10 protein-coding genes and 1 tRNA gene are annotated in these 10,988 nt (G+C 70.0%); all 11 read right to left on the minus strand.

Features of this window, described 5'->3' with window-relative positions:
* Window positions 1-32 precede the first annotated feature (32 nt).
* Window positions 33-109 (minus strand) — tRNA-Pro (locus WMJ97_RS11920).
* 345 nt (window positions 110-454) lie between these two features.
* Window positions 455-2,473, minus strand: a complete 2,019-nt coding sequence (locus WMJ97_RS11925) for a glycosyl hydrolase (protein WP_347349218.1) — start codon at window positions 2,471-2,473, stop codon at window positions 455-457.
* A gap of 3 nt (window positions 2,474-2,476) precedes the next feature.
* Window positions 2,477-3,214: an HlyD family efflux transporter periplasmic adaptor subunit gene (locus tag WMJ97_RS11930; RefSeq protein WP_347349219.1), complete on the minus strand. Its 738-nt coding sequence runs from the start codon at window positions 3,212-3,214 to the stop codon at window positions 2,477-2,479.
* Window positions 3,211-5,085, minus strand: coding sequence for a glycosyltransferase family 2 protein (locus tag WMJ97_RS11935; RefSeq protein WP_347349220.1), 1,875 nt, complete (start codon window positions 5,083-5,085; stop codon window positions 3,211-3,213). The genes WMJ97_RS11930 and WMJ97_RS11935 overlap by 4 nt, the downstream gene beginning before the upstream one ends.
* A 316-nt stretch (window positions 5,086-5,401) precedes the next feature.
* Window positions 5,402-6,772: a ribosome biogenesis GTPase Der gene (gene der / locus WMJ97_RS11940; RefSeq protein ID WP_347349227.1), complete on the minus strand. Its 1,371-nt coding sequence runs from the start codon at window positions 6,770-6,772 to the stop codon at window positions 5,402-5,404.
* A complete protein-coding gene (gene cmk / locus WMJ97_RS11945) occupies window positions 6,718-7,386 on the minus strand; it encodes a (d)CMP kinase (protein WP_347349221.1) in 669 nt (222 codons plus the stop codon). The genes der and cmk overlap by 55 nt, the downstream gene beginning before the upstream one ends.
* Window positions 7,387-7,407: 21 nt before the next feature.
* Complete coding sequence (locus WMJ97_RS11950; protein WP_347349222.1) at window positions 7,408-8,493, minus strand: prephenate dehydrogenase; 1,086 nt, start codon at window positions 8,491-8,493, stop codon at window positions 7,408-7,410.
* The gene (prcA, locus tag WMJ97_RS11955; protein WP_347349223.1) at window positions 8,490-9,182 is read right to left on the minus strand and encodes a proteasome subunit alpha; all 693 of its coding nucleotides are present in this window, start codon (window positions 9,180-9,182) and stop codon (window positions 8,490-8,492) included. The genes WMJ97_RS11950 and prcA overlap by 4 nt, the downstream gene beginning before the upstream one ends.
* Entirely contained in the window at window positions 9,179-10,006 is an 828-nt protein-coding gene (gene prcB, locus WMJ97_RS11960; protein ID WP_347349224.1) for a proteasome subunit beta, read from the minus strand. The genes prcA and prcB overlap by 4 nt, the downstream gene beginning before the upstream one ends.
* Window positions 10,003-10,182, minus strand: coding sequence for a ubiquitin-like protein Pup (locus WMJ97_RS11965; RefSeq protein WP_347349225.1), 180 nt, complete (start codon window positions 10,180-10,182; stop codon window positions 10,003-10,005). Before WMJ97_RS11965 ends, prcB begins: the two co-directional genes overlap by 4 nt.
* A gap of 468 nt (window positions 10,183-10,650) precedes the next feature.
* Window positions 10,651-10,988: hypothetical protein (locus WMJ97_RS11970; protein WP_347349226.1), on the minus strand; the 338-nt coding region annotated here is incomplete at its 5' end.

Below are 10,988 nucleotides of genomic sequence, written 5' to 3' on the forward strand. Positions count from 1 at the left end.
TCCGAGGCCCTGTCTTGTTGCGTTCGGTGAAGTGGTCGGGCTGACAGGATTTGAACCTGCGACCCCTTGACCCCCAGTCAAGTGCGCTACCAAACTGCGCTACAGCCCGCGACCGGCCACCGTAGTGGCCAACGACGCAGTAGCTTACACTTCCCCTACCCTTCGCTCCAATCGGCGCACCGCCGCCGACGGGCCCGATCCCTGGAGGTGAGCATGTCCTACCCCACCGTCGCCCCGACCCCCGAAGATCGCTACGACGCCGACTCGAACTTCTCCAAGCCGATCCCCCACCGGCCGCGTCCTCAGTCGCCTGAATCCCCTGGTCAGAAAGCCAATGAGCGCGTCAGCGGCGGCGCCGGAACCGGCGCCGCCGCTGACGAGGGGTGAGGCGTCCCACAATCTGAGGGGCCGCGTCCCCAGACCTTCTCGGTCCGCGGCCCCGCGAACGACCGCCCTACTTCTTGAGGCTGAACAGCCAGGCGAGCAGGTAGGTCTTGCTGGTCGAGTCGTCGACGTCGCCCGCGGGCAACGAACGCGCCTGCTGGAGCGCGGCGGTCCGCTGCTGTTCGCCGGCCATCGCCGCGTACATCAGCATCAGGTCGCCGTACTGCTGGGTGAATCCGCCGCTCGCCGTGCCCTCCTTGACGTTGGCGTCGATGCGCGCGGGGTCACCGCCGAGGAAGTCCGACGACGGGTTCATCGGGATCAGCAGGATCGCCAGCGCGGCCGCCGGCTCCGCCGAGAACCACGTCGCGTAATCGCGTTTGCCCCCGAACACCAGCGGCGTCACCTCATGGCCGAAGCCCTGGTAGACGGGCTGCGACTTGTCGAAGTTCGTCCAGTACGCACGCGCGGACTGCGCCTCCAGCGCGTGCATCCAGCGCGCCTCCGCCTCCAGCTTCGCGTTCCCGGACGCCCGCGCCCACAGCGTGAGCCCCGACCAGGCGTTCACGGCCTCCGACACCGACTCCTGGTTGTTCCCGTCGGCGAACGGAGCCGTCCCGGACGCCCACGAGTGCGAGTTGTACACGTCGAACACCCGCCGCTGCGGGAACAGCTCCGTCGCCGGGGACGTCGCGATATCCGCCGCCAGCAGGTTCATCACCGGCTTGATGCGGTCGGCCAGCCCCGGGTCATCCGCGGCCATCACGCCCGCCGCGTACAGGAAATACCCGTAGTGGAAGTGGTGATCGTTGAACTCGTCCGACCCGAACGACGCCGTCTTGCCGACGATGCCCTTGTTCGTCGAGTCGTAGGAGAAGCAGAACGCCTGCGCCTGCTGGCACCCGGACGCAGTCGTCCAGCGCGTCAGAGAATCCGTGACCTTCTGCTTCAGCGAGTCCGCCTGCTGCGTCGCCCCGATCTGCTTCGCGATCGTGTACAACTGCGCGTCGCGGAACAGCGCCTTCCCGCCGAAGTACGTGTCGGCCGGGTACGGCTTGGCCGCCGCGAGGTCGGCGTCCAGAGCCGTCTTCAGCTCGCCCTTCTCGTCGTCGCTCAGCCGGCTGAGATCGAGCTGGGTGCGCGCGGCGTAGACCGGCGTCGTCCAGGAGATCTCGTTGCCCGAGCAGACCTTCATCGTGCCGAGGATGCTCGCGTACGTCCCCAACGTGCAGGAGGACGCCGCCCCCTGCTGGTGCGGCTCCAGCGCCAGGGCGGTGGGGCCGCCCGACGTCTCGTAGGTGAGCGTCGTCTTCGCGTCGCTCCCCACCTCATAGGACGCCTTCGTGCCGGTGATCTTCGGCTTGGCCAGCTCGGCCATCGCCTGGGCGTCCCCGCCCTCGGGGACGACGAAGAACGTCACGCTCCCCCGCGCCTGCAGGTCGACGCCCCGCTGCGAGATCGTCCCGTTGTCGGCGACGACGACGTAGGTCGTGTTGCCGTCCTTCGCCGTCCACTGCCCGCCGGACTGCACGAACGCCACGTTCGTGGACACGCGCTGGGCGGCGTCCGCGGTGTAGGTGATGAACGGCGAGCCCTGCGTGAGCCGGATCTCGCCGAGCTTCGACGCCCCGTTGGACGCCGTCAGCGTCACGCTCAGGTCGTCGTAGCCGGTGACCTGCCACGACGGCGTCCCGAGGCCGACCTGCACGAGCGGCTTGTAGCTGCCCATGATGGTCTTCGCGGATGTCGTGACCGTCGGCAGCCCGAGGCTGAACCCCTTGCCGTCGACGCCGAACGACAGCGGCATCGGGAACACCGGCTGCGCCTGGTCGCCGAAGACGAGCCCCGAGAACCAGCGGTTCGTCGGCGGCAGCAGCCCCGGGGCGAGCCGGTTGGGCTTCAGGTCCTTGCCGGGGGCTGAGCCGAGGGCGTCCACGGCCGCCTGGACGGCCGCCGGGTCGAGCACCGTGTCGGCGGACGACCCGGGCGCGCCCCCGGTGGGCTCGTTCTGCCCCGGCGTCCGGGTGCAGCCGGCGAGCCCGACCGCGAGGCAGGCGAGAGCGATGACGAACGCCAGAAGGCGACGCATGCGCTACCTCAGCCCGATCTTCGTCAGGAACGACAGCACCGACTGCGTCGGGCCGGCGAGCCAGCCGTCGTCGCGCAGCCGCATCTCAGCCGTCACCGGGGTGCCCTTGCGGGTCAGCGTGTCGGTCGGGGACGCCTTCAACTCGTCGCTGGTCACCGTGACCGTCGTGATCGCCTCGGCGTTCTCGGTCTCGACCGTCACCGTCTCCACCTGGCCCGTGACCGTCTGCATGTTCGGCAGGATGATCGTGACCGGCGCGCCCCGCTCGATCCGGCCGTAGTCGGCCGGGTTCAGCCGGTAGATCGCCTTGACGTAACGGCTGCTGTCGGAGACGACCTCCGCCAACGACTGCCCGTCGGGGATGTAGGCGCCGGTGACGCCCTTCAGGTCGGCGATGTAGCCGTCCGTGACGGCCTTGTAGGTGACCCGCGCGTTCGCGGTGTCGACCGTGAAGGCGTCCGTGCTCGTCGGCTTCGCGCCCTGCTGCACAGCCTGCTGCAGCGACACCGAGTACACGGTGAACAACTGCTGGCCCTTCGTCACGTGGTCGCCCTCGTTGACGCGCTGGGAGAGCACGGTGCCGCCGAAGCCGGAGCCGACCGGCGACGTCGGAGCGTCGATGGACGCCGTCAGGCTGTTGACCTGATTCTGGCGCTGGTTGAACAGGATCGTCAGCATCGCCACGACGGCGATGACCAGCACGATGCCCGTCAGGAGCTTCAGTCGGTTGAGCCAGGTCATGAGTGGTCCTCGTTTCGATCAGGGGTGGAGTAGCGGCTGCCGGCGACGGGAGCGTTCCCGGAGGCGAGGTCGTCGATCGCGTGGCGCGCGCCGACGATCTGCTCGCGGCCGAACGGAGTGTCGCGCCGGTGCTCGACGGCGGCCGCGAGGTGGTTCTCGAGATTTTCCGGCATCGGCTCGAGCGGCGCCCGGGCCGCGCGCTTGGCCTCGACGCGCGCGGCGTGGTTCTCGGAGAACGCGGTGATGATGAACGCCCCCAGGATCAGGGAGTTCACCACCGACCAGAACGTCGCGATGTTGAAGTGCTGCACGGTCAGATCGCGCCAGATCGAGACCGCGGACGTCATCACGAGGAAGACGAACGTCAACACCTGCGGAATGATGAACGTGAACGCGGACGCCTTGCCGCCCGTCGTGCCCGTCACCGACCACTTCGTGTCGACGCCCAGGAATGCGTTGCGCAGGGCGCGCAGGTAGATCGGGAAGGACGCCGCGGCCAGCAGCAACACCTGCGGCCGGAAGGTCCCGAGGATCACGGCGGCGAGCACGATCTGCAGCACGTAGAAGCCGGAGTAGAACAGCAGCCACGTCCACGGGCCGACCGTCAGGTTCACCGGGTGCAGGTCGAAGAAGACCTCCAGCGCCGGCACGAACAGCAGGATGCCCGGCGCAATCCCCGTCAGGTAGTGCGTCGCCGTGACGAAGTACATGAGCTTCTGGTCGATCGTCAGGTTCCGCTTGCGGCTCATCGGGTTGTGCGTGAACAGGATCTCGAACCCGCCGGTCGCCCACCGCAGCTGCTGCTTCGAATACGCCTCGATCGTCTCGGGGGCGTCGCCGGTCGCGAGCTTCTGCGCGACGAACACCGACCGCCAGCCGCGTTCGTGCAGCATGAGGGACGTCCAGACGTCCTCCGACTTCGACTGCGTGTACATGCCGCCGATGTCTTCGATCGCCGTCCGGCGGAACAACACGTTCGTGCCGACGCAGAACGCCGCGTTGAACTCGTTTCGGCCCGGCTGAATGAACCGGTAGAACATGTTCTGCATGTAGCCCGCGCCCTTGGAGATGGCGTTGTGCATGTTCCCGTAGGTCTGCGGCGTCTGGACGAACGCGACGTTCGTGTCCGCCATGTGCGGCAGCGTCTCCTCCAGAAACTCGGGCTCGGCGATGAAGTCGGCGTCGAAGATGACGTAGAAGTCGCCCTTGGCGATCGACAGCGCGTTGTTCACGTTGCCGGCCTTCGCGCCCGCGTTGCTGAGGCGGCGGATGTAGCCGCACCGCAGCCGGGACGCCAGATCGCGCACGGCGTCGCTGTTGCCGTCGTCGAGGATGTACGTGTCGTGCTTGCCGCGGATGCCCTGCGCGGCGAGCACCGTGGTGCGGATGACGTCCAGCGGCTCGCCGTACACGGTGATGTGGACGTCGACCGTCACCTCGTGCCCGTTGATGTGCAGCGGCCACTGGGTCGGGTCGTCACCGACGCCCAGGGCGTCGTTCTGCTCGGGGTCGTACAGGTTGCCCTGCGCCTCGTAGAACGCGTAGGGCGGGTTCTTGCCGTAGCCGGCCAGCATGACCCACATGCTCATCAGCGCGTGGAAGATCAGGATGGTCTCCGCCACGATCACCATCAGCCAGGGCAGCAGGTCGCCGCGGTTGGCGGGGTTCAGCAAGAAGATGCCGTAGGCGATCACGCCGATCGTGGCCAACAGCGTCATCGCCAGGACGACCGGCGAATACCGGTTGCGCGTCGCCAGCCGACGTTCGCCGGGCTCGAGGCCGTCGACGGAGCGCAGATCGTTCTCGACGATCAACTCCGAGACGCCCTTCGGCGGCGCGGAGGCGCGCCGATGTTTCGTTCTAACTGCCATATCTAGGCCTCCTGCTGTGAGGGTGGAGGGGCCGGTCCCATTGGTCCCGAGAACCTCGGCAGGTGAGGCTCTCATGCTCCGCCGAGCCTAGAGCCGTCTTATTAGTCTTACAAACTATTCTGGCAACCCGTTGCAGCAGCGAGGCGTGACAAAGCTAGGGGTAGCGGGGCCGCTCTGCAATACCCTAACTGGGATGAACGCGGCCGTGCGTCGCCGCGCATAAGCCTTTGTGAGACGACTGACGGACAGGGCGTCCGGACGTTGAGACCCCCGCCGATTCGTCGGCCTTCCGGACGTCCGCGGCGCCCGTCCGGCGCTACTTACGCCGCTTTTCGCGCGCCCGGAAATCGACGAGCACCGGCGTCCCGCGGAATCCGAACTCCTCGCGCAGCCGACGTTCCACGAACCGGACGTACTGCGGGTCGAGCGGGCCGGTCGTGAACAAAACGAACGTCGGCGGGCAGTTCTGCGCCTGCGTTCCGAACAGGACGCGCGGCTGCTTGCCGCCGCGCACCGGATGCGGGTGGGCGGCCGCCACGCGGCCGAGGAACGCGTTGAGCTGGCCCGTCGTGACGCGGGTCTCCCAGCCGGCCAGCGCCTCCTCGATGGCGTTGCGCAGTTTGTCCACGTTGCGACCCGTCAGGGCCGACATGTTCACCTGAGGGGCCCACGCGAACGCCTGGACGTCGCGCTCGACTTCGCGGGCCAGGTAGCGGCGGCGCTCGTCGTCGGTCAGATCCCACTTGTTGAAGGCGATGACGAGCGCCTTGCCCGCCTCCTCCACCATCGACAGGATCTTGAGGTCCTGGTCGGCGATCGGCTCGGAGGCGTCGATCACCACCACGCACACCTCCGCGCGCTCGATCGCGCCCTGCGTGCGCAGGGACGCGTAGTACTCGTGCCCGGACGCCTCCCGCACCCGCCGGCGCAGGCCGGCCGTGTCGATGAAGCGATAGACCGAGCCGCCCACCGTGACGAGCTCGTCGACCGGGTCGACGGTCGTGCCGGCGACGTTGTCGACGACCGCGCGCTGTTGCCGGGCGAGCTTGTTGAGCAGCGAGCTCTTGCCGACGTTCGGCTTGCCGACGATGGCGACGCGCCGCGGCCCGCCCGGCTCGTCGAATTGCTCGGCCGGCGCCTCGGGGAGGGCCGCGAGGACGGCGTCCAGCAGGTCGCCCGAGCCGCGGCCGTGCAGCGCGGACACGGGCCACGGCTCCCCCAGCCCGAGCTGCCACATGGCGGCGACCTCGGGCTCGGCGCGCGCGTCGTCGACCTTGTTGACGGCCAACACGATGGGCTTGTTGGTGCGGCGCAGCACCCGGACGACCGCCTCGTCCTCGTCCGTCACGCCGACCGAGGCGTCCACGACGAAGAGGACGGCGTCCGCCGCCGCGATGGCCAGCTCGGCCTGCTCGGCGATCCGCTGGGCCATGCCCTGCGCGTCGGACGCCCACCCGCCGGTGTCGACGATGACGAACTCCCGCCCGTTCCACCGGGCGTCGTAGCTGACGCGGTCGCGGGTGACGCCCGGCACGTCCTGCACCACGGCCTCGCGGCGTCCGATGATGCGGTTGACGAGCATCGACTTGCCCACGTTGGGGCGGCCGACGACGGCGAGGACGGGCTTGGCGCTCACGCGCGCACCTCCTGGGCGAGGGAGACGATGCGGTCGACGACCTGCTCGAATGTCATCTCCGACGTGTCGAGCAGCGTGACGCCTTCGGCGGGCGTGGAGAACTCGACCAGCGTGGAGTCGTCGCGATCGCGCCGGAGCACCTGGTCGCGCAGGTCGGCGTCCGAGACACCGGCGCCCAGGTCGCCGCGGCGGCGCCGCAGCCGGGCCTCGGGGGACGCGGTGAGCAGCAGGCGCAGGCCGGCGTCCGGGTAGACGACGGTCGTGATGTCGCGGCCCTCGGCGACGACGCCGCGAGGGTCGGCGTCCATGAGCGCGCGCTGGCGCGCCACCAGATCCGCCCGGCACTCGGGGATCGTCGCGACCGCGCTGACCTGCGCCGACGTGCGCGGCTCGCGGATCTCGTCGGTGACTTCGCGGCCGTTCACCCGCACCCAGCGCTGGTCGGGGTCGAGGCTCAACTCGATGTTCGCGCCCCGCGTCGCGGCGATGATGCCGGCGGTGTCGTCGCGGCTCACGCCCGAATCGAGGAAGGCGACGGCCACCGCCCGGTACATGGCGCCGGTATCGAGGTAGCCGAGGCCGAGCCGCCGCGCGACCTCGCGGGACGTGGACGACTTGCCCGACCCCGAGGGGCCGTCGATGGCGATGACGAGGCGTTTCTGCACCGGTGCAGTCTACCCGTCCCGCTAGTGGCGGACCGTCCAGCCGCGCTCGCGCATGGACGCCTCCAGCGCGGCCGCCTTGGGGCGCGCCACCTGCACGGAGAGGAACCCGACCTCGCGTTGGGTGTCGTGCTCGATCGCGAGGTCCTCGACGTTGAAGCCCACCTCGCCGATGTCGGCGAACAGCCGGGCCAGCGCGCCGGGCGTGTCGGGGATCTCGATGACGACGTGCGCGAGGTTGCCCGGCGCGGCCCCGTGCTTGCCCGGAAGCTGCCGGACGCCGTCCTGACCCCACTGGAGAAACGCGGTGAGGCCGTCGGGGACCTCGTCGTCCGGGCCGTCGAGCACGGCGAGCAGCGAATCCAGCTCGTCGCGGACCTCGTGCAGCAGGTGCGCGACCGCGCTGCGGTTCGCGGCGATGATCTGCCGCCACAGACCCGGGTCGGAGCCGGCGACGCGCGTCACATCGCGTACGCCCTGGCCGGCGAGCCGCAGGTGCTCGGGCGGCACGTCGTTGAGGACGCCGCCCATGAGCGAGCTCAGCAACTGCGGCACGTGCGACACCTCGGCGACGGCCTCGTCGTGGTGGGCGGGCCCGAGGCTGACCTCGCGGGCGCCGCACAGCCGGACCAGTTCGCCGACGTCGAGCACCGTGTGCGCGGACGCCGTGTCGTGCGGCGTGACCACCCAGGTGCGCTCCTCGAAGAGGTCGGCGCGGGCCGTCAGCGGCCCGGCGTGCTGGGAGCCCGCCATGGGGTGGCTGCCGACGTAGCGCGCCAGGTCGAGCCCGTCGCGGGCACGCAGCTTCGCCAGCACCGTGCCCTTCACCGAGCCGACGTCGGTGACCGTCGCGCGGGGGTACGTCGTGAGCGCCTCGGCGACGACGTCGGCGAGCGCCGCCGGCGGCACGGCGACCACAACCAGCCGGACGCGCGCCGGGTCGACCGGCTCCGTCGTGCCGGCCCCCAGGGACGCCGCGACGATCGCGTGGCTGGGCACCGCGTCCGTCACGTGCACCCGGACGCCCCGGGCGGTCAGCGCCATGCCGATGGACGCCCCGACCAGGCCGGTCCCGATGATGAGGGTCGGCGACAGGTTGATCTTCTTCACGCGGGCCTCACCGCTTCGGCGACGCGCTCGCGGGTGAGCCGCGCGAACAGGCGCCGACCGGGGCGCGTCCGGTCGAGGACGCCGACCTCGAGCTCGTGGGCGTCCAGCCGGTGCCCCGCGGCGTCCGAGAGGGCGGACGCGGCCAGCCGCAGCGCCTGCGCGAGCGGCGCGGCCGGGTCGAACCCGTCGCGGACGACGCCGGCGAGCGAGGAGGCCGACCCGCCGATCACCGCGAACGCGGGCTCGTCGGTGACGGAGCCGTCGAAGCCCAGCCGGTAGAGGCGGTCGGCGGAGGGGTCCGGGCCGAGCTCGCCGACGACCAGCTCGACCTCGAGGGGCTTGTCGTGGGCGGACCCGAAGGCTCCGCCCAGCACCTGGGCGTAGTTGTTGACGAGCCCGCGGGCGGTGACGTCGGCCCGGTCGTAGGTGTAGCCGCGGAGGTCGGCCTGCTGGATGCCGGCGACGCGGAGCGCCTCGAACTCGTTGTAGCGACCCACGCCGGCGAACGCGATGCGGTCGTAGATCTCGGAGACCTTGTGCAGCGTCGACGACGGGTTCTCCGCGACGAACGCGAGCCCGTCGGCGTAGCGCAGCGCGACCACCGAGCGGCCGCGGGCGATGCCCTTGCGGGCGAAGTCGGCGCGGTCCTTCATCTGCTGCTCGGGGGCGACGTAGAACGGCATGGTCATCGCAGCGGCACCCCCGGGCCGTCAGGACGTTCACGGCGTCCGGCGAGGACGCCCTCGACGAGCGGTTCCAGCCGATCGGCCCCCCAGCGGCGGACGCCCGCGGCGTCCGCCGTGTAGACGAGCGGGTAGATGCGCCGGATGGGGTCGGGACCCGCGGTGGCCGAGTCGTCGTCGGACGAGTCGACGAGTGCCTCCACCAGGGCGGTCACGGCGTCCGATTCGGACATGCCGGGGTGGTGCAGCTTCTTCAGGCTCCCCCGCGCGAAGGACGCCCCCGAGCCGACGGCGTAGAAGCCCTCCTCGGGGTAGCGGCCGCCGACGACGTCGTAGCTGACGATGCGGCCACGCTCGCCGTCCCAGCCGGCGAAGACGGGCAGCACCGTGAACCCCTGCATCGCCTGGCCGAGGTTCGCCCGCAGGAGGCCGCCGAGGCGATTGGCCTTGCCGGCGAAGCTGAGCGGCGTCCCCTCGATCTTCTCGTAGTGCTCCAGCTCGACCTGGAAGAGGCGGACGAGCTCTACCGCGGCGCCCGCGACGCCGGCGATGCCGACCAGGGTGAACTCGTCGGCGGGAAAGACCTTCTCGATGTCGCGCTGCGCGATCTGGCTGCCCCACGTCGCCCGGCGGTCGCCGGCCATCGCGACGCCCCCGGCGTAGGTGGCCACGACGATCGTCGTGCCGTGCGGGGCCGGTGCGGCGGCGTCGGCGCGCGTGGTGGGGTGCGGCTGGGTGGTCGCGCGGGGCAGCGCCTCGGGGGCGGTGCGCGCCAGCAGGTCGGCGAACGACGCGCTGGGGCCCGCGGGCGCCGGGTTCACGGGGGTCACTGCCCGCCCTTCTGCACGAAGTTCTTCACGTACTCCTCGGCGTTGCTCTCCAGCACGCCGTCGATCTCGTCCAGGAGCGCGTCATAGTCGACGGCCTGCCCCTGGGGTGCGGGATCGACGACCTCGACCTCGGCGTCCTCGGTCCGCGACCGGCGCCGTTGGATGCGCTCACTCATGGGGCCCGAGTCTATCCCGCGGCCCAGGCCGGGCAGCCACGACCTGGCTGCCGCCGTCGCCCTCGCCTCCAGTCGGCAGCAGAAGGGCTCGGCGTCAGCTCTTGGCGACGTAGATGAGGCCCTCGTGCGTCACGCTGGCATCCAGCAGGCGTCCCCGCTGCGGTAGTTGTCAAGTCAAGTGAGACGCGTCCAGCCCAGTTTCTGGATGGTGGATCGCCTCCGCGTTTGGCGGGGTCGTTGATGGTGACGCGCTCGGGTAGCTTGGGTGCGAGTGGGCGTCGGTGGAGTCGTTCGGGATGGGCTGAGGTCGACCCCGGATTCCGGACAGGTGGTTGCTTGGTCAGGCTGCGCGGAGGGCCGGCTAGCCGGCCTGTCGGGCCCGGTGGTGTTCGTACTGTAGTGGGCTGAGGTAGCCGATCTTGGAGCGGCGTCGATCGTGGCGAATACGGTGCCGGTGGTAGTACTCGTTCAGTCCCGTTTGACCTTGATTGGGTGGACCTCCGTGCGTAGCTTCTCCACAGCTTCCCTGCAGGCCTCCTCGAACTGAGCTTCGGCCTCAGGTGGGTCGAACCGCCCGTCGAAGTCCATGCACTCCCACAGCGCACAGCAGCGCCCCAACAGTGTGACGAGCTCGGGGGAGAGGCCGTAGTCCTCAGGTGTCATTGCGTACTCATCTGTGTAGTTCTCCCACAGTGGCCAAGGGTGGCCATAGTCAAAGAAGAAGCGGATCTCGCGCTCTTCGGTTGGGTACTCACGTGCCGGCCGTGTGGGGCCTCCGTTCCACTCCACCATGTAGTGCAATCTAC

The sequence above is a fragment of the Nigerium sp. genome (assembly GCF_039811905.1).
GTDB lineage: Bacteria > Actinomycetota > Actinomycetes > Propionibacteriales > Propionibacteriaceae > Propioniciclava.

Bases quoted from the DNA above. Each gene is read 5' to 3' on its own strand.
- WMJ97_RS11925 (WP_347349218.1), bottom strand. From the start codon at position 2,473: ATGCGTCGCCTTCTGGCGTTCGTCATCGCTCTCGCCTGCCTCGCGGTC.
- WMJ97_RS11930 (WP_347349219.1), bottom strand. From the start codon at position 3,214: ATGACCTGGCTCAACCGACTGAAGCTCCTGACGGGCATCGTGCTGGTC.
- WMJ97_RS11935 (WP_347349220.1), bottom strand. From the start codon at position 5,085: ATGGCAGTTAGAACGAAACATCGGCGCGCCTCCGCGCCGCCGAAGGGC.
- prcA (WP_347349223.1), bottom strand. From the start codon at position 9,182: ATGACCATGCCGTTCTACGTCGCCCCCGAGCAGCAGATGAAGGACCGC.
- WMJ97_RS11965 (WP_347349225.1), bottom strand. From the start codon at position 10,182: ATGAGTGAGCGCATCCAACGGCGCCGGTCGCGGACCGAGGACGCCGAG.